The 24098-nt window shown below is 66.7% G+C and carries 16 protein-coding genes; 9 read left to right on the forward strand and 7 right to left on the reverse strand.

The features are described 5' to 3' along the window. Positions 1-151 precede the first annotated feature (151 nt). The 5 genes from wecB to ACIPG5_RS18880 all read left to right on the forward strand — a co-directional run bounded on the left by wecB (position 152) and on the right by ACIPG5_RS18880 (position 8515). Positions 152-1306: a non-hydrolyzing UDP-N-acetylglucosamine 2-epimerase gene (gene wecB / locus ACIPG5_RS18860; protein WP_236193775.1), complete on the forward strand. Its 1155-nt coding sequence runs from the start codon at positions 152-154 to the stop codon at positions 1304-1306. Then, positions 1303-3477, forward strand: coding sequence for a cyclic di-3',5'-guanylate-activated glycosyltransferase NrfB (gene nrfB, locus ACIPG5_RS18865; protein ID WP_401377053.1), 2175 nt, complete (start codon positions 1303-1305; stop codon positions 3475-3477). The genes wecB and nrfB overlap by 4 nt, the downstream gene beginning before the upstream one ends. After that, entirely contained in the window at positions 3474-6476 is a 3003-nt protein-coding gene (locus tag ACIPG5_RS18870; protein WP_401377056.1) for a phage receptor, read from the forward strand. The genes nrfB and ACIPG5_RS18870 overlap by 4 nt, the downstream gene beginning before the upstream one ends. Further along, positions 6476-7315: a DUF4434 family protein gene (locus ACIPG5_RS18875; protein ID WP_401377059.1), complete on the forward strand. Its 840-nt coding sequence runs from the start codon at positions 6476-6478 to the stop codon at positions 7313-7315. Before ACIPG5_RS18870 ends, ACIPG5_RS18875 begins: the two co-directional genes overlap by 1 nt. A gap of 108 nt (positions 7316-7423) precedes the next feature. After that, complete coding sequence (locus tag ACIPG5_RS18880; RefSeq protein ID WP_401377061.1) at positions 7424-8515, forward strand: GGDEF domain-containing protein; 1092 nt, start codon at positions 7424-7426, stop codon at positions 8513-8515. Positions 8516-8569: 54 nt separating this feature from the next. Here the strand turns inward: ACIPG5_RS18880 and ACIPG5_RS18885 are convergent, their stop codons facing one another. Both ACIPG5_RS18885 and ACIPG5_RS18890 read right to left on the reverse strand, forming a co-directional pair. After that, positions 8570-9871 carry an ATP-binding protein gene (locus ACIPG5_RS18885; protein ID WP_176517532.1) on the reverse strand — a complete coding sequence of 434 codons (1302 nt, stop codon included), beginning with the start codon at positions 9869-9871 and terminating at the stop codon, positions 8570-8572. Positions 9872-9877: 6 nt separating this feature from the next. Further along, on the reverse strand, positions 9878-10579 hold the full coding sequence (locus ACIPG5_RS18890) for a response regulator transcription factor (RefSeq protein WP_176517533.1): 702 nt from the start codon (positions 10577-10579) through the stop codon (positions 9878-9880). A 172-nt stretch (positions 10580-10751) separates the two neighbouring features. Here ACIPG5_RS18890 and ACIPG5_RS18895 point away from each other — a divergent pair, with 172 nt between their 5' ends. The 3 genes from ACIPG5_RS18895 to mobA are packed head-to-tail and all read left to right on the forward strand — an operon-like array spanning position 10752 to position 15688. Continuing rightward, positions 10752-11918, forward strand: coding sequence for an efflux RND transporter periplasmic adaptor subunit (locus tag ACIPG5_RS18895; protein WP_401377065.1), 1167 nt, complete (start codon positions 10752-10754; stop codon positions 11916-11918). Between the two features lie 11 nt (positions 11919-11929). Beyond that, entirely contained in the window at positions 11930-15052 is a 3123-nt protein-coding gene (locus ACIPG5_RS18900) for a multidrug efflux RND transporter permease subunit (RefSeq protein ID WP_401377067.1), read from the forward strand. Positions 15053-15112: 60 nt separating this feature from the next. Then, a complete protein-coding gene (gene mobA, locus ACIPG5_RS18905) occupies positions 15113-15688 on the forward strand; it encodes a molybdenum cofactor guanylyltransferase MobA (RefSeq protein ID WP_401377070.1) in 576 nt (191 codons plus the stop codon). Between the two features lie 128 nt (positions 15689-15816). Here mobA and ACIPG5_RS18910 read toward each other — a convergent pair whose 3' ends face one another. From ACIPG5_RS18910 to peaA, 5 genes are all read right to left on the reverse strand, one after another. Further along, positions 15817-17490, reverse strand: a complete 1674-nt coding sequence (locus ACIPG5_RS18910; protein WP_401377073.1) for a fatty acid CoA ligase family protein — start codon at positions 17488-17490, stop codon at positions 15817-15819. 125 nt (positions 17491-17615) lie between these two features. Next, entirely contained in the window at positions 17616-18737 is a 1122-nt protein-coding gene (gene peaD, locus ACIPG5_RS18915) for a quinohemoprotein amine dehydrogenase subunit beta (RefSeq protein WP_236236260.1), read from the reverse strand. A 32-nt stretch (positions 18738-18769) separates the two neighbouring features. After that, the gene (qhpC, locus tag ACIPG5_RS18920; RefSeq protein ID WP_176517541.1) at positions 18770-19093 is read right to left on the reverse strand and encodes a quinohemoprotein amine dehydrogenase subunit gamma; all 324 of its coding nucleotides are present in this window, start codon (positions 19091-19093) and stop codon (positions 18770-18772) included. Between the two features lies 1 nt (position 19094). Then, positions 19095-20525 carry a quinohemoprotein amine dehydrogenase maturation protein gene (gene peaB / locus ACIPG5_RS18925; RefSeq protein WP_401377077.1) on the reverse strand — a complete coding sequence of 477 codons (1431 nt, stop codon included), beginning with the start codon at positions 20523-20525 and terminating at the stop codon, positions 19095-19097. 48 nt (positions 20526-20573) lie between these two features. Continuing rightward, a complete protein-coding gene (peaA, locus tag ACIPG5_RS18930; RefSeq protein WP_401377080.1) occupies positions 20574-22139 on the reverse strand; it encodes a quinohemoprotein amine dehydrogenase subunit alpha in 1566 nt (521 codons plus the stop codon). Positions 22140-22602: 463 nt separating this feature from the next. Here peaA and ACIPG5_RS18935 point away from each other — a divergent pair, with 463 nt between their 5' ends. Then, the gene (locus ACIPG5_RS18935) at positions 22603-24096 is read left to right on the forward strand and encodes an aldehyde dehydrogenase family protein (protein ID WP_401377083.1); all 1494 of its coding nucleotides are present in this window, start codon (positions 22603-22605) and stop codon (positions 24094-24096) included. The last annotated feature ends 2 nt before the right edge of the window (positions 24097-24098 follow it).

Below are 24098 nucleotides of genomic sequence, written 5' to 3' on the forward strand. Positions count from 1 at the left end.
AACCAACCCCCACCCCGATTCGCTCAGCCCAGGCGCTGACCGCGAACGGCCGTGCATTGGACAACCCCGCGCTTGACTGCTTGTATCTATCCATTGCTAGCGGCACAAATCCTACAGCTTCGTCCGGGGAATCGAACGAGGAAACAAGACAATGGCTAACACCGTCATGATGGTATTCGGCACCCGCCCAGAGGCGATCAAGATGGCCCCGCTGGCCAGGGTGCTGCGTGAATGGCCAGACATCGACCTGCACATCTGCTCCACCGGCCAGCACCGCGAGATGCTCGGCCAGGTGCTCACCGCCTTCGGCCTGAGCGTCGACCAGGACCTCAAGGTGATGACCCAGAACCAGACCCTCAACGGCCTGGCCCGCGACCTGCTGGACAAGATCGACAAGGCCTACGAACAGGTGCAGCCCGACATCGTGCTGGTGCACGGTGACACCACCACCAGCTTCATCGCCGCCCTCGCCGCCTTCCACCGGCACATCCCGGTCGGCCACGTGGAAGCGGGCCTGCGCACCGGCAACCTGCAGCAACCCTGGCCCGAGGAAGCCAACCGGCGCCTGACCGGGGTGATCGCCGACCTGCACTTCGCCCCCACCACCAAGAGCCGCGACAACCTGCTGCGCGAAGGCGTGCCGCCGGAGCACATCGAAGTCACCGGCAACACCGTGATCGACGCCCTGCTGTGGATGCGCGAATTCCTCACCCAAAGCACCTGGCACCCCGCCGCCGAGTCACCGCTGCATGCCCTGCGCGACGACCAGCGCATGGTGCTGATCACCGGCCACCGCCGGGAGAATTTCGGCGCCGGCTTCGAGCGCATCTGCCTGGCCCTGGCCGAGCTGGCCCTGCGTCACCCCGATGTGCAGTTCGTCTACCCCGTGCACCTCAACCCGCATGTGCAAAAGGCCGTGTATGGCCTGCTGTCCGGGCGCGACAACATCTACCTGGTGCCGCCCCAGGACTACCAGCACTTCGTCTGGCTGATGAACCGCGCGCACATCATCCTCACCGACTCCGGCGGCGTGCAGGAAGAAGCCCCGGCCCTGGGCAAGCCGGTGCTGGTGCTGCGCAAGGTCACCGAACGGCCCTCGGTGCTGGAGGGCGGCACGGTCAAGCTGGTCGGCACCCAGACCGAACGCATCGTCAAGGAAACCAGCCAACTGCTCGACGACCAGGCCGCCTACCAGCGCATGGCACGCGTGTTCACCCCCTTCGGTGACGGCCATGCCAGCGAAATCATCGCCGAGCGCCTGAGCCGCTGGTTCGAGGAAACTGCCAACCAACAGGACGACGCATGAGCCTGGCTTTCATCGACTTTCTCACCTACGTACTGTTCGGCCTCAAAATCCTCGCGATCATCCTCGCCACGCTGATGTTCCTGCTCGGCCTCGATGACCTGTTCATCGACCTGTGCTATTGGGGCCGCAAGCTGATCCGCCGATTCCGCATCTACGACAAGTACGACAAGGCCGACGAGAAACGCCTGTTCGAAGTGCCCGAAAAGCCCTTGGCGATCATGGTGCCCGCCTGGAACGAGGTTGGCGTGGTCGGCGAAATGGCGCGCCTGGCAGCCTCGACCATCGACTACGAGAACTACCAGATCTTCGTCGGCACCTACCCCAACGACCCACAGACCCAGGCCGACGTCGACGCCGTGTGCCTGCACTACCCCAACGTGCACAAAGTGGTCTGCGCCCGCCCCGGGCCGACCAGCAAGGCCGACTGCCTGAACAACATCATCGACGCCATCCTGCGCTTCCAGGACGATGCCCGCATCGAGTTCGCAGGCTTCATCCTGCATGACGCCGAAGACGTCATCTCGCCCATGGAACTGCGCCTGTTCAACTACCTGCTGCCGGCCAAGGACATGATCCAGATCCCGGTGTACCCCTATGCGCCGGAATGGAAAGGCTTCACCGCCGGGCACTATGTGGACGAGTTCGCCGAGAACCATGGCAAGGACGTGATCGTGCGCGAGGCGCTCACCGGCCAGGTGCCCAGCGCCGGGGTCGGCACCTGCTTCAGCCGCCGCGCCATCAGCGCGCTGCTCGAAGAAGGCGACGGCATCGCCTTCGACGTGCAGAGCCTCACCGAAGACTACGACATCGGCTTTCGCCTGAAGCAAAAGGGCATGAAGTGCATCTTCGCCCGCTATTCCATCACCGACCCGGCGCTGACCCTCAAGCAAGAGTGGCGCCTGGGCATGAGCCGCGAGTTCTCCCAGGTGATCTGCGTGCGCGAGCACTTCCCGCGCGACTGGCAGCACGCCATCCGGCAAAAATCCCGGTGGATCGTCGGCATCGTGTTCCAGGGCACCAGCAACCTGGGCTGGAGCCGCACCGGCGCGCTCAACTACTTCCTCTGGCGTGACCGCCGCGGCCTGTTCGCCTACCTGCTGAGTTTTTTGGTCAACCTGTTGCTGCTGGTGCTGCTGGCCATGTGGCTGGTGACCGTGATCGCGCCGCAGTCGTGGCGGTTCATGTCGATCCTCAGCGACAGCCAGCTGCTCACCACCCTGCTCTGGCTCAACGGCCTGATGCTGATCAACCGCCTGTTCCAGCGCGGCTGGTTCGTCACCCGCTACTACGGCATCGGCGAGGGCTTGCTGTCGGCGCCGCGGATGATGTGGAGCAACTTCGTCAACTTCTTCGCCAACCTGCGCGCCTTGCGCCAGGTGATGGAGATGGGCGACTCGCGCCGGGTGGCCTGGGACAAGACCACCCACGAGTTCCCCGCCATCGCTGCGCCTGCGCGCACACCACTGGGCCAGCGCCTGGTGGCCAAGGGGTACATCAGCGAACAGCAGCTCGACCAGGCCATCAACAGCCCGGTACGCCGGCGCCTGGGCCGCGAGCTGCTGCTGCGCGGCTGGCTGAGCAGCGAGCAACTGGTGCAGGCGTTGGCCGAGCAGCTCGACCTGCCCTGGGCCCCGCTCAACCCGTTCAAGCTCGACCCGCGGCTGATCGCCGCGCTGCCGCGGCGCCTGGCCACCCATTACGGCGTACTGCCGGTGGCCGAGGACGGCGACACCCTGGTGCTGGCCAGCGAAAGCCCGGTCAGCCAGGTTTCGCTGGGGGTGATCAGCCGCCAGCTCAAGCGCCCGGTCAGCTACCGCCTGGCGCCCCAGGGCCGGGTCACCCTGGGCCTGCGCTACCACTACCCCAGCCCCTGGCAGAAGGAAGAAACCCGGCACATGCTCAAGGTGCTCGAACAGCACCAGGACAACGCCGAACTGCTCGAACAGGTCAGCAGCCACCAGGTCATGCTCGGCGCCCTGCTGCAGGTGCGCGGCATGGTTCCGGTGACCCTGTTCAACCAGGCGCTGATCGACTTCGACCCCGAGCAGGAGAGCCTCGGCGAACACCTGATCGCCCGCGGCATCATCACCGAGCAGGTGCTCGAACAAGCCCTCGCCGAACAGGCCAGCGAACAGCAGGCCGCCTATGACCTGATCCGGGAGGTGGCATGAAGCCGCGCTTTACCCTGACCTTTACCAGCCTTTTACTGTGCTGCGCCGCGCTCCCCGCCGTGGCCGCGCCGATGACCGATTTCCAGCGCTTCACCAGCTACCCGTTCATGGAGCGCAGCTACCGCGAAGCGAAAAAGGACAACTGGGCCGAAGTGGAGCGCCTGACCCGCCACGTGCTCGGCCGCGTGCCGAACAACGACGAGGCCCGCGCCCTGCTGGTCGAGGCCCTGGCCCATCAGCGCCGCTACAAGGAAGCCGAGGCCATGGCCGAGCAGATGGGCGACGGCGCCGAACATGCCGACGCCCTGCTGGAGCTGCGCCTGACCTGGATCGAGCAGGACCCGCCGCCGGCGGGCCAGGTGGAAAGCTGGCTGGCCGCCGCCGACGGCAACCAGCGCGTGCGCCTGTGGCAAGCCTACAGCCTGAGCCTGGCCAAGTTCGGCGGCGCCGCCAAGGCCCTGGACTGGCTCAACCAATTGCCACCGCGCAACGATGGCCAGGTGCTGCGCCTGGCCCGGGCCAACTTCGCCGAACAGTTGCGCAACTGGAAGGAAACCATCGAACAGCTCGCGCCCTTGGCCGACCAGGGCCAGCTGCCGCCGCAGGACTGGCAGCGCCTGGCCAATGCCTATGTGCAGCAGGTCGACGAAAAAGGGCTGAACAAGCTGCTCGCCAGCGCGCCCTCTGCCGAAGCCGCCAATCAGGCGCGCCTGGCCATGGCCAACCGCGCCATCGCCGTGGGCCACAACCAGCTGGCGCAGCGCTCGCTGCAGGCCCTGCCGAGCGACCAGCTGCAACGGCCAGAGCTGCGCCAGCAACTCTGGGAGCTGGCCCGCGAAGGCGACGACGCGGTGCTGGTGCGGCGCCTGAGCAACGAGCTGCAGCGCCCTTGCCTGGAAACCGTGGACTGGCTGTCGCGGCACGACCCGGAGCTGGCCCGCGAGCAGTTCAAGGCCTGCCCCGCCACGGCCGATGCCCGCGCCTATGCCGTGCTCAAGCAGCGCCTGTATGGCGACCCGGTGCAACCGCCGCAACCGCGCACGGCGGCCGAGTGGGAGCGGCGTTACCGCCAGAGCGGTGACCTGGCGGCGCTGGAGCAAGCCAGCTTCCTGCTCCTGCAACAGGGCCAGAGCGAGCGCGCCAGGGCCTTGCTCGAGCAGGCCTACGACCGCCGCCAAGGCCGGCTGACGCCATCGCTGCTGCAGCGCCTGGGCAATCTCTACGCCCGCAACGACGGCCCGCTGGACAGCCGCCGCATGCTCAACCTGGTGCCCAGGGTCGATGCCAATACCCGCGCCCAACTGCTCGCCCGGCTGGCCGAAAACGGCCAGTGCGCGGCCGTGCGCCAGGCCATCCCGGCGACCCCGAGCGAAGCGGGCCAGTTGCGCGCCCTGGGCCGTTGCGCCATGCCCGACCAGCCCGGTGAAGCGGTGGTCTACTACCAGGCCGCCGAGCGCCTGGACGGTACCGGCAGCCGCCTGCCACTGGCCTATGCACTGGAAGCCGCCGGCGATTCCCAGGCGGCCGCGCCGATCTGGCGCAGCCTGCCGGACAGCGCCTGGACCGACAACGCCCGGCTGACCGCCGCCAGCGGCGCACTGAACCTCGGCGATGCCGACAGCGCCCGCCGCTACTGGGATGCCGCCGCCCACCGCAGCGCCGATGACTGGGCGCTGGGCGCCGCCATCGCCCAGCGCCAGGGCGACCTGCAGGCAGCCCTGGGCTTCCAGCGCCAGGCGCTGGCGAGCAACCCGCGGGCCGACCACTACTATGCCGCCGCCAGCACCGCGCAATTGGCCGGCGACAGCGCGCAGAGCACGGCCTGGCTCGCCGAAGCGGTGCGCCTGGCTCCCGACCAGCCACGCTACCGCGCCGACTACGGGATGCGCCTGGCCGGCTCGACGGACAAGGCCCAGCGCCGCCAGTCGATCCCCTTCCTGCAACAGGCCACTGGCGATTTCCCCGAGGACTACCGCCTGGGTGAAACCCTGGCGCTGCGCTACGACGAAGCCGAAGACAGCGCCGCCGCCCGCCGCGAGCTGCGGCGCATCCTCGATGTGGAGCAGAACCTGGTCGACGGCGACGACGAATACGGCAGCCTGAAAGCCCGCGAGTACCGCCAGCGGCGCGCCCATGAAGCGCTGTCGCGGCGTGACACCATCACCCTGGCCAGCACCTGGTCGCCCGCCGGCACCTCGACCAACGACAAGTTCCTCGACAACGGCCAGCGCAGCGGCAGCTCGCGCCGCGCCCAGTCGCAGAACGTGCAGCTGGCCATGTGGGACCACGCCCTGGGCGAGGAGCCCAGCCGCAACGGCAGCACCCTGTCGGTGTATGGCCGCGTGCTGTTCGGCGGCCAGAGCCGCACCGACTACGCCCAGAGCATGGGCACCGGGGTGGGCCTTCGCTACAAGCCACTGGGCCAGGCCAACCTCAACCTGTATGCCGAGCTCTACCACCAGCGCCAGATCGATGAGGAGCACAACAACAACCTGAGCCTGGGCGAGCTGCTCAGCCCGGCCAAGGTCGGCGGCAACTGGGGCGACCTGCGCCACCATGCCGAGTCGAGCAACGACCTGCTGCTGCGGGCCACCGCCTCGTTCCTCGACCAGGGCGACTGGCGCAACGACTGGCGGGTCGACGAGGACGACTGGAACGAGCGCTTCCTCTACCTCGATGCCGCCTGGTGGACCCGCGCCGGCGATCACGCCTGGCTGTCGCGCTACCAGCAGGGCCATGCCTGGAAACTGCCCGGCAATTCGCCGCAAACCCTCATGCCCTACGGCTTCTTCGAGTTCTCAAGCCAAGACCCGAGCAACGACTGGCGCCAGGATGCCCGCGCCGGTGTCGGCGTGCGCTGGCAATGGTGGTTCGACGACGACCGCTACAACGCCTACCGCGGCTCGCTGAAAGTGCGCGCCGAATACCAGCAGTCGCTGGGTGGCAACCTCTACGAGCGCGCCAATGGCGTGCTGGTTGGCGCGGAGATGACCTTCTGATGCGTACCTTGCTCGCCGTTTGCCTACTTGCCCTGTGCCTGCCGGCCATGGCCGACCAGCGCCTGTTCTACCAGCCGCTGAACCGCGATGCCGGGGTCAGCGCCGCCCAGTGGCAGCAACTGTGGCGCGCCACCGTGGCCCAGGGCGGCAAGACCCTGATCGTGCAATGGAGCGCCTATGGCGACAGCGATTTCGGCGGTGCCCAGGGCTGGCTGGCGAACAGCCTGCGCGAAGCCCAGGCCCAGGGCTTGCAGTTGGTGCTGGGGTTGTACATGGACCCGGCCTACTACCAGCGCATCGAAACCCTGGACGCCGATGGCCTGGGCAGCTACTGGAAGGCACAGCTGGGCCGCTCGCTGAGCCAGTACCAGCAGGTGCGCAAGGACTGGCAGTTGCCGGTGGCGGGCTGGTACCTGCCGCTGGAGCTGGATGACCTGCACTTTCGTGACGCCAGCCGCCGCGAGGCGTTGTTCAAGCAGTTGCAGGCCTTCAACCGGCAGCTGGACAAGCCCCTGCATATCAGCGCCTTCAGCGCCGGCCACCTGGCGCCGCGGGTCAACGCCGCGTGGCTGGATGAACTGGCCGGGCTGGGCTTGACCGTATGGTGGCAGGACGGCATCGGCACCGGGCGGCTGCCGCCGCTGGTGCGCCAGGGCTATGAGCAGGCCTTGCCGTGCCGGGTGGGCGTGGTGCGGGAAGCGTTTCGCCAGGTGAGTGCACCAGGGCAGGCGTTTCGCGCCGAGCCGGGTGAGCCCAGGCTGAGCGGTGGGTGCCATGCCGAAGCGGTGTTTGCATTGCGCTATCGGCCTTGGGCTCGGGGTATCCTGTCGTTCAATTGAGTGCCTGTACTGGCCCTGCCACCGGCAAACTGGCCCCTACCCTGTGGGAGCCGGCTTGCCGGCGATAGGGCCGGCCCAGGCAAAAGCAGTCCGCACAAGGAAACCCCGATGCTCAGGACCATCGAAGACTACGTTCGCCAACAAGTCGCCCCCGCCGCGTTGCGCTCGGAGTTTCGCCAATACGAATTCGAGAACTCCCGGCGTTTCTGCCAGCTGATCTTCTGCGTCAGCATCGCCGTCTGGCTGATCTTCGACCTGATCGTCAGCTACCTGGGCCACCAGGGCTTCACCTGGCGCTCGGGCCTGTTCGTAGGGCTGATGTGCAGCCTCACGGTGGTGCTGGGCTTCACCCGCAAGTCCCACCACTTCGACGTGCTCAACCTGCTGTTCATCGCCGTCATCACCCTGGGCATGCGCCTGGTCATCGAAGGCATCCCCATCGCACTGCGCCCGGTCTGGCTGGTGCTGGGCACCTCCACCGTGCTCTACAGCGTGTCGGTATTGCCGGTGCGGCGCTGGTCGTTCTTCTGCGCCATGGCCATCACCTGGGCCGTGCTCAACCCCTTCTTCAGCACCAACATCCGCCTGACCGACCTGGAAGCGGCCATGCTCATCAGCTATGCGCTGTTCCTCAGCGGCCTGGTGGTCTACAGCTACCTGCGCATCCGCCAGGCCAAGCTGCACAATTTCTACATGTCCAAGGTGCTGCTGGACCAGGCCTACATCGACGTGCTGACCGACATCCCCAACCGCCGCTCGTTCATGGCCAAGGCCGAGCGCCAGCTGAAGGCCGCGCCTACCGGGCAGTACCTGGCGATGGTCGACATCGACAACTTCAAGAAGGTGAATGACCGCTTTGGCCATGACATCGGCGATGAGGTGCTCAAGCGCGTGGCGGTGCACATCAAGGCGAGCATGGGCGGCTATGAATTCGCCAGGCTTGGCGGCGAGGAGTTCGTGATCTTTTTCAAGGAGCTCGACCAGGCAGGCGCCGAGCGGCAGGTGGCGGCGCTGTGCAGGCGGGTACGCGAGGATGTGGGTGAACACCCGGTGACCATCAGCATCGGGCTGGCGCGGGTAGACAGCGAGGACACCCTGACCATGGCGCTGGTCAAGGCCGACCAGGCGTTGTACGAGGCCAAGCACAGTGGCAAGGATCGCTTCGTCCTGTGGACTGCCAGGCTTGCAGAAAACAGTTAGCCAGCACATGCCTGTGGGAGCCGGCTTGCCGGCGATAGGGCCGGGCCTGCCAACCTAGCCGCCTGCAGGCAAACGAATCCTGAACTGCGCCCCACCCAGCGCCGACTGCGCCACGGTCAAGGTGCCGCCCTGCCCCTCGATCGCCCGCCGGCTGATCGCCAGCCCCAGGCCAAAACCACCGGTATTGCGGTCGCGGCTGCGGTCCAGGCGGTAGAACGGCTGGAAAATCCGCTCGCGCTCCTCCACCGGAATGCCGATGCCGTCATCTTCCACCGTCAGCAGGCAGGCGCCGTCCTCTTCCAGGCGCAGGCGCAGCAGCAGGCTCTCATCGCAGTAGCGCATGGCATTGCGCACCAGGTTCTGCACCGCCCGCGCCGTCAGCCGCGGGTCGAGCACGAAGCGTGGCAGCTTGCCTTCGGCCTGCACCTCCCAGCGAATGCCACGGGCATCGAGCTCTTCGGCAAAACTGCCAAGCACGCTGTCGACCAGTTCCAGCAACGACACCTCGACCCGCTCGCGGGCCTGGTCGGCGTTGTACAGGCGGCTGTAGGACAGCAGCTCGAGCACCAGCTCGTCCAGCTCGCGCACATGCCCCACCAGCTCCAGCAGGCGCTTGCGGCTGCTCGGCGGCACTTCGTCGAACAACAGCACCAGGCCGAAATCCAGGCGGGTGAGCGGCGTGCGCAATTCGTGGGACACCGCGTTGAGCAGCTCGCGCTGCTGGTTGACGTGGCGCTCCAGGTCGCTGGCCATGGTGTCGAACACCCCGGCCAGTTCACCGATGTTCGAATGCGGCGAAATGTGCGTGCGCTCGGCCATCTGCCCTTGGCCCAGGCGCCGGGCGGTTTCCTTCAGGCGCTCCAGGTCGCGCCAGTGCGGCCATACCCAAAGCAGCAGGCAGCCGAGCATGGCGGCGCCGATCAGCACGGTCACACCCCAGGACAGCAGGTTGATGTCCAGCGGGTCGGGCGGTGCGTGCAGGCTGACCAGCCAGTTCTTGTCCAGCGGCGCCAGCACCGTCTGGTAGTAACCCCAGTCGCCGATGCGCACCACGAACAGGCCGTGCTCCAGGCGCGCCTGCTCGGCAGCGCTCAAATCGGCCTGGTCGTTGCGCAGCAGGCTGACCTGCAGCGGCGCGAACGCCTGCGCCAGTTCCTTTTCCACGGCCGGCCATTGCGCCTGCGGGGCCTGGCGGAACTGGCGGACGATCAGCGACTGCACGCCCTTGGCCTGGTCCAGGTTGTAGGCCATGAAGCGCTCGTGGAACAGGCCGACGATGGCATCGGGGATCAGCAGCAGCGCGCCGGCATAGGCGACGATGATCACCAGGTACAGGCGCACCAGGATCTTCAGCATGTGCCCTCAGCACTCCCACTCGACGCGGCTGAACAAGTAGCCCTTGCCCCACACGGTCTTGATCTTGCGCGCCTCGCCTGCGCTGTCATCGAACTTGCGGCGCAGCTTGGAAATGGCCACGTCCACCGAACGGTCGGTGCCGTTGAACTCGATGCCGCGCAATTGCTGGAGGATGCGGTCGCGGCTGAGCACTTCGCCGGCGTTGCGCGCCAGCACCACCAGCAGGTTGTATTCGCCGCTGGACAGCTCCACCTCCTCGCCGCGCCAGCTGACCAGGCGCTCGGCCAAGTCGATGCGCAGGCCGCCGACCAGGATCTGCTCGTTGTCCAGGCGCGGTTCGTTGACGCTGCTGCGGCGCAGCAAGGTGCGCACGCGGGCCAGCAGTACCCGTGGCTCGCAGGGTTTGGTGACGTAGTCGTCGGCGCCCATTTCCAGGCCCAGCACCTGGTCGTGGCTGTCGTCGCGGGCGGTCAGCATCAGGATCGGCAGGCTTTGCGAAGCCTGGCGCAGCAGGCGGCACACCTGCAGGCCGTCGATGCCGGGCAGCATCAGGTCGAGGATCACCAGGTCCGGCTTGTCGCGGTGGAAACTGTCGAGCACATGGTCGCCACGGGCAATAACCCGTACATGGAAATCGTTGCGTTGCAAGTAGCTGGCGATCAGCTCGGACAGGGCACTGTCGTCTTCGACCAGGAGAATATTGGGCATAGGCGCTTGAGAAAAATTAGGGGAGGACCGCTCAGATGGCCAAGGAGAATATAGAATCCTACAACTGGGCAGGCTCATTCTTCACACTTTTTCACACACGCCCTACAGCTGTTAACAGGCACCCAGGGAACGGCTGCCGTAGCATACACCGGCTCATCATCGGAAGATCCGTATGCCTATCATCCTCCCCCCGCACCTGCGCCCCGTGGCGCTCGTGGCGCTGCTGGCCGTTTCCCTGGCCGGTTGCAACGACAGCGCCGAACAGCCCGAAGACGCCCCCAAGCCCCAGGTGCGGGTAGAAACCCTGCAGCTCGAGCCCCTGGCCATCAGCACCGAGCTGAGCGGGCGCATCCTCGCCCCGCGCACCGCCGAGGTCCGCGCTCGGGTCGCGGGCGTGGTGCTCAAGCGCGTCTATCGCGAGGGCAGCGACGTCAAGCAGGGCGACGTGCTGTTCCTCATCGACCCGGCCCCGTTCAAGGCCGATCACGACAGCGCCCGCGCCACCCTGGCCAAGGCCGAGGCCAACCTGTACCAGGCCCGCCTGCAAGAGCAGCGCTACCGCGAACTGGTCGACGACAAGGCGGTCAGCCGCCAGGAATACGACAACGCCCGCGCCGCCTTCCTGCAGGCCGATGCCGTGGTCGCCGAGTCCAAGGCTGCCCTGGAGCGGGCACGCCTGAACCTGGGCTATGCCACGGTCACCGCGCCCATCTCCGGGCGCATCGGCCGCGCACTGGTGACCGAAGGTGCGCTGGTCGGCCAGAACGAGACCACGCCACTGGCGACCATCCAGCAACTGGACCCGATCCACGCCGATGTCACCCAGTCGACCCGCGAGCTCAATGCCCTGCGCCGCGCCCTGCGGGCCGGTGAACTGCAGCAGGTGGGCGCCAGCGAGGCGCGCGCCACGCTGATCCAGGACGACGGCAGCGCCTACCCGCTGCCCGGCAAGCTGCTGTTCTCCGACATCAGCGTCGACCCGAGCACCAACCAGATCACCCTGCGCAGCGAGTTCCCCAACCCCGACCTCGACCTGCTGCCCGGCAGCTACGTGCGCGTGCGCCTGGACCAGGCGCTGCAGCCCAAGGGCCTGAGCGTGCCGCAGCGGGCCATCCTGCGTGACAGCGCAGGCGTGCCCAAGGTGCTGGTGGTCGACGCCCAGGCGCGCGTCAGCGAACGCCAGGTGCAGCTGGGCAGCGCCCAGGGCGACCGCTGGCTGGTCAGCGACGGCCTGGCCGCCGGCGAGCGCGTGGTGGTCGAAGGCCTGCAGCACGTCAAGGCCGGCGACCAGGTACAGGTCGACGGCGCCCAGCCCATCGCCCAGCACAACGGCCAGTGAGGGCCTGACCCATGCCGCAATTCTTCATCGACCGCCCGGTGTTCGCCTGGGTGGTCGCATTGTTCATCCTGCTGGCCGGTGCCCTGGCCATCCCGCAATTGCCGGTGGCCCAGTACCCCAACGTGGCGCCGCCGCAGGTGGAAATCTACGCCGTGTACCCAGGCGCCTCGGCGGCGACCATGGACGAGAGCGTGGTCAGCCTGATCGAGCAGGAGCTCAACGGCGCCGACAACCTCTTGTACTTCGAGTCGCAGAGCAGCCTGGGCAGCGCCACCATCACCGCCACCTTCGAGCCGGGCACCCACCCGGACCTGGCCCAGGTGGACGTGCAGAACCGCCTCAAGGTGGTCGAGTCGCGCCTGCCGCGCCCGGTCACCCAGCAGGGCCTGCAAGTGGAAAAGGTCTCCACCGGCTTTTTGCTGCTGGGCACCCTCACCTCGGTGGACGGCAGCCTGGATGAAACCGCGCTGTCGGACATCCTGGCGCGCAACGTGATGAACGAAATCCGCCGCCTCAAGGGTGTCGGCAAGGCCCAGCTGTATGGCTCCGAACGCGCCATGCGGATCTGGATCGACCCGGCCAAGCTGATCGGCTTCAACCTCACCCCCAACGATGTGGCCGACGCCATCGCCGCGCAGAACGCCCAGGTGGCCCCGGGCAGCATTGGCGACCTGCCCGCCCGCGGCACCCAGGAAATCACCGCCAACGTGGTGGTCAAGGGCCAGCTGAGCACCCCCGAGGAGTTCGCCGCGATCGTGCTGCGGGCCAACCAGGACGGCTCCACGGTGACCATCGGCGATGTCGCCCGGGTGGAAATCGGCGCCCAGGAATACCAGTACGGCACCCGCCTGAACGGCAAGCCGGCCAGCGCCTTCAGCGTGCAGCTGGCGCCGGGCGCCAACGCCATGGAAACCGCCACCCTGGTGCGGGCGAAGATGCAGGAGCTGTCGCGCTACTTCCCCGAAGGGGTGAAGTACGACATCCCCTACGACACCTCGCCGTTCGTCAAGGTGTCGATCCAGCAGGTCATCAACACCCTGTTCGAGGCCATGCTGCTGGTGTTCGCGGTGATGTTCCTGTTCCTGCAGAACCTGCGCTACACGCTGATCCCGACCCTGGTGGTGCCGGTGGCGCTGATGGGCACCTTCGCGGTGATGCTGGCGCTGGGCTTCTCGGTCAACGTGCTGACCTTGTTCGGCATGGTGCTGGCCATCGGTATCCTGGTGGACGATGCCATCGTGGTGGTGGAGAACGTCGAGCGGATCATGGCCGAGGAAGGCCTGCCGCCCAAGGAGGCGACCCGCAAGGCCATGGGCCAGATCAGCGGTGCCATCGTCGGCATCACCCTGGTGCTGGTGGCGGTGTTCCTGCCGATGGCCTTCATGAAGGGCTCGGTGGGCGTCATCTACCAGCAGTTCTCGCTGTCGATGGCGGTGTCGATCCTGTTCTCGGCGTTCCTCGCCCTGAGCCTGACCCCTGCCCTGTGCGCCACCTTGCTCAAGCCCCTGGCCAAGGGCGAGCACCATGAGCGCAAAGGCTTCTTCGGCTGGTTCAACCGGCGCTTCGAGTCGATGAGCAAGGGCTACGAGCGCTGGGTGGTCCAGGCGCTCAAGCGCAGCGGGCGCTACCTGCTGGTGTACGGCGTGCTGCTGGCGGTGCTGGGCTACGGCTTCAGCCAGTTGCCCACGGCCTTCCTGCCCACCGAGGACCAGGGCTATACCATCACCGACATCCAGCTGCCGCCGGGTGCCAGCCGCATGCGCACCGAGCAGGTGGCCGCGCAGATCGAGGCGCACAACGCCGCGGAAGCGGGCGTGGGCAACACCACGGTGATCCTCGGCTTCAGCTTCTCCGGCAGCGGGCAGAACGCGGCGCTGACCTTCACCACCTTGAAGGACTGGTCCGAACGCGGCGCCGACGACAGCGCCCAGTCGATTGCCGACCGGGCCAGCGCTGCGTTTTCGCAAATTCGCGATGCCGTGGCGTTCTCGGTGCTGCCGCCGCCGATCGACGGCCTGGGCGAGTCCACCGGCTTCGAGTTCCGCCTGCAAGACCGTGGCGGCATGGGCCATGCCGAGCTGATGGCGGCGCGTGACGAGTTGCTGGAGGGTGCGCGCAAGAGCAAGGTGCTGGTCAACGTGCGCGAAGCCTCGCTGGCCGAAAGCCCGCAGGTGCAGCTGGAAATCGACCGTCGCCAGGCCAACGCGCTGGGCATCTCGTTCGCCGACATCGGCGCGGTGCTGGACACCGCCGTGGGCTCCAACTACGTCAACGACTTCCCCAACCAGGGCCGCATGCAGCGGGTGGTGGTGCAGGCCGAAGGCGACCAGCGCAGCCAGGTCGAAGACCTGCTGAAGATCCATGTGCGCAACAGCAGCGGCAAGATGGTGCCGCTGGGCGCGTTCGTCCAGGCCAAGTGGGTCAGCGGCCCGGTGCAGCTGACCCGCTACAACGGCTACCCGGCGGTGTCGATTTCCGGCGAGCCGGCCGCCGGCTACAGCTCTGGCGAGGCCATGGCCGAGGTGGAGCGCCTGGTCGCCCAGTTGCCGGCCGGCGCCGGCCTGGAATGGACCGGCCTGTCGCTGCAGGAGCGCCTCTCCGGCAGCCAGGCCCCGCTGTTGATGGCCTTGTCGCTGCTGGTGGTGTTCCTGTGCCTGGCGGCGCTGTACGAAAGCTGGTCGATCCCCACCGCCGTGCTGCTGGTGGTGCCGCTGGGCGTGCTTGGCGCGGTGCTGGCCGTGACCTTGCGCGGCATGCCCAACGATGTGTTCTTCAAGGTCGGGCTGATCACCCTGATCGGCCTGTCGGCGAAGAACGCCATCCTCATCATCGAGTTCGCCAAGGGCCTGGTGGACCAGGGCGTGGACGCCGTCGATGCGGCCGTGCAGGCCGCCCGCCTGCGCTTGCGGCCGATCGTGATGACCTCGCTGGCGTTCATCCTCGGCGTGGTGCCGCTGGCCATCGCCACCGGCGCAAGCTCGGCCAGCCAGCAGGCGATCGGCACCGGGGTGATCGGCGGCATGCTCAGCGCCACCCTGGCGATCGTGTTCGTGCCGGTGTTCTTCGTGGTGGTGATGCGCTTGGCCGGGCGTAAAGCGGCCTCTGCCGAGCAGGCAGAAACCCGCCAAGCCTGACTGGACAAGCCTTGCGTTGAATGAGAGGGTTCCGGGCATTGACGCCCGGGACCCTTTTTCATGACTGACGCACTCCCCCCCTGCTCCATCCTCATCCTCGCCGGTGGCCGTGGCCAGCGCATGGGCGGCCGTGACAAAGGGCTGCTGGCATGGCGCGGCGAGCCGCTGGTGGCGCATGTGCAGCGGGTGGTGCGGCCGCTCAGCGACGATGTGGTGATCTCCTGCAACCGTAACCAGGCGCTCTATCGGCCCTTTGCCGATCAGTTGGTGGGCGATGCCGAAGCGGACTTTCCTGGCCCATTGGCGGGGGTGATCGCAGGCTTGGCGGCGGCGCGGCATGCGTGGGTGGTGGTGCTGGCCTGCGATGCGCCGTTGATTGACCGGGCGTTGATCGAGGGCTTGCTGCGCCTGGCGGTGGCCCATGATTGTGCGGCCATGGTGCGCCAGGGTGGGTATTGGCAGCCGATGTTCAGCGTGCTGCCGCGCAGGCTGTTGCCGGCGCTGGAGCAGGCCTGGGCGGCGGGTGAGCGAAGCTTGCAGAAGGCGCTGCTGCTGGAGGCGGTACAGGGGCTGGAATGTGCCGAGGGGGATGCTCGGTTGAGCAATTTCAACAGCCCGGATTTGCTGCAGGGCTGAGTGGTGGGGTGGCTGTACTGGCCCTATCGCCGGCAAGCCGGCTCCCACAGGAGGGCGCCCACACAGGGCGATGTGAGCCCTTTTGTGGGAGCCGGCTTGCCGGCGATAGGGCCATCAGGTACAGCCCATCAACCCACTGATAATTCCTCGACGCTGATCTCGCGCATCCTGAACTTCTGCACCTTGCCGGTCACCGTCATCGGGAACTCGTCGACAAAGCGGAAGTACCTGGGCACCTTGAAATGCGCAATCCGCGCCCTCGCCCACTCGCGCAGCTCGTCCTCGCTGGCCACCTGCCCAGGATGCAAACGCACCCACGCCACGATCTCCTCGCCATACTTGCTGCACGGCACGCCGATCACCTGCACGTCGGCCACCGCCGGGTGGGTGAAGAAAAACTCCTCCAGCTCACGCGGATAGATGTTCTCGCCACCGCGGATGATCATGTCCTTGCTGCGCCCGACAATGCGCACATAGCCCTGCTCGTCCATCACCGCCAGGTCGCCGGTGTGCATCCAGCCTTCGCCATCGATGCTCTCGGCCGTGGCGTTGGGGTTGTTCCAGTAGCCCAGCATCACGCTGTAGCCGCGGGTGCACAGCTCGCCAATCTCGCCGCGCGGCACGCAGTGGCCGTCGCCATCGACCACCTTGCTTTCCAGCCGCGGCTGGGTGCGGCCCACGCTGGTCACGCGGCGCTCGAGGTCGTCATTGGCGCCGGTCTGCAGCGACACCGGGCTGGTTTCGGTCATGCCGTAGGCGATCTGCACCTCGGCCATGTGCATCTCGTCGATCACCCGGCGCATCACCTCGATCGGGCAGGTGGCGCCGGCCATGATCCCGGTGCGCAGGCTCGACAGGTCGAATTCGCCGCGTTGCGGGTGGTCGAGTTCGGCGATGAACATGGTCGGCACGCCGTACAGCGCCGTGGCCTTTTCTTCGGCCACGGCGCGCAAGGTGGCTAGCGGGTCGAAGGCATCGTTGGGGTAGATCAGGGTGCTGCCGTGGGTCATGCAGCCGAGGTTGGCCATGACCATGCCGAAGCAGTGATACAGCGGCACCGGTACCACCAGGCGATCGTGCTCGGTCAGGCCCAGGCTCTCGCCGACCATGTAGCCGTTGTTGAGGATGTTGCTGTGGCTGAGCGTGGCGCCCTTGGGAAAGCCGGTGGTGCCGGAGGTGTACTGGATGTTGATCGGGTCGTCGCAGCGCAATTGCGCCTGGCGCTCGGCCAGGGCCTGGCGGCTGACCGACGCCGCGCGCGCCTGCAGCTCGTGCCAGGCGAGAAAACCAGGCGGCGGCGCCACGGCCAGGCTGACCACCCCGCGCAGCTCGGGAAAGCGCGCACAGATCAGCGCGCCGGGCTGCCCTTGCGCTAGGCCCGGGACCAGGCTCAGGAGCATGGCGTGGTAGTCGGAGCTCTTGAAGGCATCGGCGCAGATCACCCAGCGACAGCCCGACTGGCCGAGGGCGTAGTCCAGTTCGCTGCTGCGGTAGGCCGGGTTGATGTTGACCAGGATCGCGCCGACCTTGGCGCTGGCGAACTGGGTGATGCACCACTCGGCGCAGTTGGGCGCCCAGATGCCCAAGCGGTCGCCCGGCTGCACGCCCAGGGCGATCAGGGCGCGGGCATGCTGGTCGACGGCTTCGGCCAGTTGCTGCCAGGTGTAGCGCAGCGCCTGGTGGCGCACCACCAGGGCTTCGCGGTCGGGGAAGCGGGCGACGGTGGCGTCGAAGGCGTCGCCGATGCAGTGGCTGAGCAGGGCTTTGTCCTGGTTGCCCTGGGTGTAGCTGGGCTGGGTCATGGGCGATCGCCTTGTTGTTCTTGTAGTGGATTAACCGGCCCTATCGCCGGCAAGCCGGCTCCCACACCGGGCGCTGTGAGCCCTCCTGTGGGAGCCGGCTTGCCGGCGATAGAGGCAACACCGAACTAGCGGACGAACACCTGCGGCGTGGTGGTGGACATGTCGCCACCGGGCAGCTTGATGTTCTTCACCTTCTCCAGCGTGTCGGGGTCGAACACCGCCAGGTCGTTGAAGGTACCGCCCAGGTACAACTTGTCGCCCTTCTTGTCGAAGGTCACGCAGTAGTAGGTGTGCTCCAGGTTAGCCGCCTTGATCAGCTTGCGCTGCTTGATGTCGTACTTGGCCAGGCGGTTGAGCACGCCGTAGATCTGGTTGGGGTCCTTGGGCGAGCGCAGGCCGGTGAAGTACAGCTCGGTCAGGTCGGCGAACTCCTGGGTGTGGGTCTTGCCGGTCTTGAGGTCGACGCTCAGGTAGCCGTACAGCAGCTCGGCGGTGTTCGGGTCCTGTTTCTCGTCCTTGAACTTGGCGATGGTGTAGAGCATCGAGAACTCGTGGCGCGGGCTCTGGTGCGGCCAGAAGTACAGCACGTCCGGGGCGCTGTAGCCTTGGCGGTGCCAGTTGCGCAGCGGCAGGGCCACTTCGTACTTGCCGGTTTTCACGTCCATCTTGTACATGTCGGGCCCGGCGAAGAACAGGCTGCCATCGTCGGCGGCGCGCATCAGGTACACCTGGCGCGGCATCGGGAAGGTGCGCACGGGCTTGGCATCGACGCCGTCGGCGCTGTTGAACACCTCCAGGCGCGGCGGCTTGACCACGTAGTGGTCGTTGAGCTGCTGGGTCGGGTTGACCGTGGCGTAGATCTCCTTGCCATCGGGGCTGATGGCGAACGAGTACATCGACTTGCCGACTTCACCGGGCACGCTCGACAGGTTGGCGTGGAAGGTGGTCTTGCAGGTGTCCAGGTCCACGCCGTAGATGTCGGCGTAATGGTTGTTGAGCACGTAGGCGGTGTGGTTGTCCGGCGCCATCATCGCGGTGCCGGGGCCGAACTTGCCGGGCAGCGGGCAGCTCTTGTAGAGCGTGTCGCTGGCCACATCGACCAGGTGCAGGTTGTTCGGGTAGTTGGTGGTCACCAGGTATTCCTGGCCGGCCTTCAGGGCCTTGCCTGCGTCGTCGGCCTGCACCGCCCAGGCACAGGCCGTGGCGGCGATGGTGAGCGCGAGTTGCGCGCAGCGTCCAGCATTCATGCGGTTTCCCCTTGTTTTTCTTGTCGGGCCGGTCACTTGTCTTTCGGGAACACGGTGCCGAGGTTGCGCCAGTCTTCCTGGGAGTTGGTGGCCTGGGCGTTCCAGTCCTGGTAGGTGCTCATCATGTCCGGCACCTGGGCCGGCCACCAGCAAGGGTCGGAGCAGCCGTACAGGTCGGCTTCCATCGGCTGGCACAGCGAGCTGACGCCGCCAAAGGCGTCCACTTCCCAACCCGGGTCGGTGGTGGCGGTGCAGCCGGCCACGGCGCTCATGGCCATGACTTCTTCGACGCGGTCTTCGGCGGCGGCCTGCTCCAGGATGCGCGCCTTGTTGTTCAGGGGCTTCAAGTGCTTCATGTCAGTGGGCCTTTCGCGGGGTGATGTAGCGATCGATGAAGGCCGGGTTGGCGGCCATGATGCGGCTGTAGACCTCGATGCCGAAGTCGACCCAGTCGCGCATCAGCTCGCAATAGTGGTAGGTCGGGTGCTGTGGGTCGCCGTAGCGCGCGTAGCTCTCGTGGTAGCAGCCACCGGAGCACAGGTTGCGGATGCGGCAGCTGTCGCAGCCGGTGTTGCTGCGGTCCAGGCGCTGGGACAGAAAATCGTTGAGCTGCGCCTGCTTGACGCCCTGGTGCACGTTGCCAAAGGTCGGCAGGCTGGAGCCGGTGAAGCGGTGGCACAGGTTCAGCTCGCCTTCATGGTCCACCGCCAGCATCTTCAGCCCGGCGCCGCACGGCAGGGCCTTCTTGTGGCCCTCGTGGATGTCGGTGATCAGCTGGTGCAGGTTGGAAAACCCGATGTTGCGGTGCTCCAGTGCCGCTTCCAGGTAACGCCGGCCCAGGGCCTTCATGTTGGCGAACACCTCGATGAGCTCGTCGCCGCTGAGGTTGAAGTCGGACATATCGCCAGACGTCACCGGGGCAAAGCCGACTTCGGCAAAGCCCATCTCGTTGAACAGGTGGTTCCAGATGGTCTCGACATCGGTGATGCCGCGGGTCAGGGTCACCCGCGCGCCCACCGGGCGGCTGGTGTAGCGCGACAGCAGCATGTCGGCCTTGCGCCGCACCACGTCATAGGTGCCCTGCCCGCCCACGGTGATGCGGTTGCGATCGTGCACGGTCTTGGGCCCGTCGATGCTCACCGACAGGCCGAAGCGGTGGGCGTTGAGCCAGTCGACGATCTCTTCGCTGAGCAGCGTGGCATTGGTGGTCATGATGAATTCCACCTGCTTGCCCGCCTCGGCGAAACGCCGCTCGCAGTAGGCCACCATGTGCTCGATCAGCGGCCGGTTGGACAGCGGCTCGCCGCCGAAGAACACCACGCTGTAGCGCTGCTCGTCGGGCGATTCCTTGAGCAGCATCTCCACCGAGGCTTCGGCGGTGGCGGTGCTCATTTTCTTGCCGGCCGAGGGTTTGTCCAGGTCTTCCTTGTAGCAGTAGGTGCAGCTCAGGTTGCAGCCGGTGTTGACGTTGAGCACCACGGTGTTGAGCGCGGTGCGCTCGACTTGCCTGAGGGCAATTTCCGGCGTCAGTGGCGAGCCGTCGCTGACCAGCTCCAGGGCGATCAGCTCACGCAGGGTTTCCTGGATGTCCTGGCCGGCGAACTGCTGGCCGAGGCGCTGGGTCAGCTCCTCGGCGCTGCAGCCTTGCTGGCGCAGGGTGTCGATGATGCTGCCGGTCACCGCGTCAGTGGCGAACAGCGAGCTGCTGGGGATATGGAACAGCATGCGGTCGGCGTCGACCTGCACTTCGTGCAGGTTGCGCTCGACCAGGTTCAGTAGTGCGCCCATGGCGACCTCCGCGTAATCGATCCGTTGAACAAGCTTGGCAACCAGCCCTTATGGCAAGGGCGGGCTGTTCCAGCGCTGAACGGTGACGATCAAGTGCCCCTCGCCCGTCTGGCCGCCGTCAGCCAAGGTCGCGACCACCTTCAGGTTGCCGGCGTTGTTGGTCATCATCTTGCGCGCCGGGTTCGGGCCGGCGCCGCCTGGCACGAACACGCCGTCGGCCTGCATTTGGCCTGCGAACTTGACGTCTTCGTCCTCGGCCGCACGCTCGTTGAACGGCTCGACCTTCCAGGTGGCCGGCAGGTAGCCGATGCGCAGCGGCTGGCCGCTGGCATCCTTGCCCCAGGCCTCGGCCTCGAAGCGGCCCTGCACCTTGGGCACCGAAGCGCCGTTTTCGCCGATGCGGGCGATGGAGAACGCCGGCACCACCTTCACTTCCTCGACCTTGTCGTACACCGCCAGGTTGACGCCCTTGAGCGCGCCCACGGCGATTTCACGCTGGCCCGGCTTGGCATCGGCCGCGGCGCGCGCCTTGACCCGCACCAGGGTCGGGGTCTGCTCCAGCACTTCGGTCACTTCCACGCCCGCGCCCAGGTCCGGCTTGCCGTCAAGGCCGGTGCCGACCAGGCTGATTTCGCTTTCGCCACCGGCCTTGATGAACGCCGGTTGCACCGCCAGCAGGCGCGCCTTGCCTTCCTTCACAGCGGTGAAGTCCAGGCCGCGCTCATCGTGGTCGGCCTCGAACATGCGGCCTTTCATCTCGCCATCGAGCGCTGCGAACACCTGGCGCAGGTTGGCCTCGCCGACCTTGACGTTGCCGCGCCACTCGTAGCCGTTGTAGAGGATCGCCGAGCCGCTGCCGTTGAACGGCGTGCCGTCGGCGTAGCTGCCCTTGACCTCGACCTTGAAGGTATCGCCCTGGTCGGGGCTGACGGTCATCACGCCGCGCACGTCGCCCTTGGCCAGCATGTGGCCGCTGAAGGCCCACTGGCCCGGCAGGCTATCGGCCTTGGGCTTGGCTTGCTGCCATTGCTCCCAGGCCGGGCTTTGCAGCGGGAAGCGCTTGGCCAGTTCCGGCACCACCTGTTTCAGGGCAATTTCCAGCCAATCGCGATCGCGCGCCTGGGCCTGGTACTCCAGCGACGGCCACTGGCCGAGGTGGAAGTTGACCAGGTGCTCCCATTCCTGCGCCGGGCGGCGCTGCAGGGCAACGCGGGCACCGGAGTGGCAACGCCCGCAGGTTTCGCTGAGCATGCTGTCGAAATGCTCGACGGTGTTGAGGCGGCGCTCCATGGCGTAGCGCACGCCATCGGTTTCGCTCGGCGCCAGGCCCTGCTTGTCGGCCAGGTACTTGACCAGGGTGCGGCGGTCGTCGTCGCTGATCTGCAGGCCGTGCATGACCTGCATGCGGGCGATGCTCATCAGCCAGCCTTCGGGTGTCTTGCGCTGGTGGCTGATGCGGCTGTAGGTGTCGTTGCCTTCGGGGATGTGGCACCCCATGCACTTGTTCTGCAACAGGCTCGGGCCCTGTTCGGCCGCCATGGCCTGGGTGCCCAGCAGTGCGGCGGCGACAAGCGCCAGTTTGCCCGCATGCCGCCGGAGTCGAGTCGTCTTCAAGGTCAGACCTCCACGGTTGTTGTTCTTATGGTTTTCGCACGCTTGGGTACAGCAGGTGTGCATGTGACAGTTGTGATACAGAAACTGTGCCAGATGCTGGGAAGTCGTTGTATTTCAGGCTCTTGAGGGGTTTTGGGGGTTACCGGGTGGCCGCCATGGGCGAGTAGGACCGTGCCAATTCGCGACAGGGTGTATCAGGTTGAGACAGGGCCTGCTGCGCAGGCCATCGCCGGCAAGCCGGCTCCTACCTACCTGTGGGAGCCGGCTTGCCGGCGATAGGGCCTCACAGGCACTGTTTCATCCACCGTCTCACACCGTCTCAAAGTGCAACAGCGCAACCACGCAATCGCGCCCTTGCACACGAGCAAAGCCAAGGCAGCACAGGCCTTTGCGCCCGATGCACGATCTTGGCACGGCCATTGCGCCAGCCCCGGGCACATCCAATGACAAGAGGCACCGCCCCATGCTTTCCGAACTGCCCATCCTGCCCGCCACCCGCGCCTTCCTCGATCGCAAGCTGAAGATGCGCATCGGCGCCGAGTGGCAGGACGCCACCCGCGGCCGCACCCTGTCGTTCCGCAACCCGGCCACCGGCGACATCCTCGGCGAAGTGCCGGCTGCCGAGGCCGAGGATGTCGACCGCGCCGTGCGCGCCGCGCGCCAGGCCTTCGACGACTCGCCGTGGAGCCGCATGCGCCCGCGCGAGCGGCAGAACCTGCTGTGGCGCCTGGCCGACTTGATGGAGCGCGACGCGCAGCAGCTGGCGGAGCTGGAATGCCTGAACAACGGCAAGAGCGCTGCCGTGGCCAAGGTCATGGACGTGCAGCTGGCGATCGATTTCTTGCGCTACATGGCCGGTTGGGCCACCAAGATCGAAGGTAGCACCGTCGAGGCGTCGATGCCGTTGATGCCCAACGACCAGTTCCATGGCTTCGTGCGCCGCGAAGCGGTGGGCGTGGTGGGCGCCATCGTCGCCTGGAACTTCCCGCTGCTGCTGGCCTGCTGGAAGCTCGGCCCGGCCCTGGCCACCGGCTGCACCATGGTCCTCAAGCCGGCCGACGAAACCCCGCTGACCGCACTCAAGCTCGCCGAGCTGGTGGACGAAGCCGGCTACCCGGCCGGGGTGCTCAACGTGATCACCGGCACTGGCCTGAATGCCGGCGCAGCGCTGAGCCGCCACCCCGGCGTGGACAAGCTGACCTTCACCGGCTCCACCGAGGTGGGCAAGCTGATCGGCAAGGCGGCCATGGACAACATGACCCGCGTCACCCTCGAGCTGGGCGGCAAGTCACCGACCATCGTCATGCCCGACGCCGACCTGCAGCAGGCCGCCGCCGGCGCCGCCACGGCGATCTTCTTCAACCAGGGCCAGGTGTGTTGCGCCGGCTCGCGGCTGTATGTGCACCGCAAGCATTTCGACAACGTGGTGGCCGACATCGCCGGCATCGCCAATGGCATGAAACTGGGCAGCGGCCTGGACCCGGCGGTGCAGATGGGGCCGCTGATCTCGGCCAAGCAGCAGGACCGAGTCACCGGCTATATCGAGCTGGGCCGCGAGCTGGGCGCGACCATTGCCTGTGGTGGCGAAGGCTTCGGCCCAGGCTATTTCGTCAAGCCGACGGTGATCGTCGACGTCGACCAGCGCCACCGCCTGGTGCAGGAAGAAATCTTCGGCCCGGTGCTGGTGGCGATGCCGTTCGATGACCTCGACGAGGTAATCGGCATGGCCAACGACAACCCCTATGGGCTGGGGGCGAGCATCTGGTCCAACGACCTGGCGGCGGTGCACCGGATGATTCCGCGGATCAAGTCGGGGTCGGTGTGGGTCAACTGCCACAGCGCGCTGGACCCGGCATTGCCGTTTGGCGGCTACAAGATGTCTGGGGTGGGGCGTGAGATGGGCGCGGCGGCGATCGAGCACTACACCGAGCTTAAGTCGGTGTTGATCAAGCTTTGATC

It is taken from the genome of Pseudomonas sp. NPDC087029 (assembly GCF_044745345.1).
In the GTDB taxonomy this organism is placed as follows: domain Bacteria; phylum Pseudomonadota; class Gammaproteobacteria; order Pseudomonadales; family Pseudomonadaceae; genus Aquipseudomonas; species Aquipseudomonas faucium.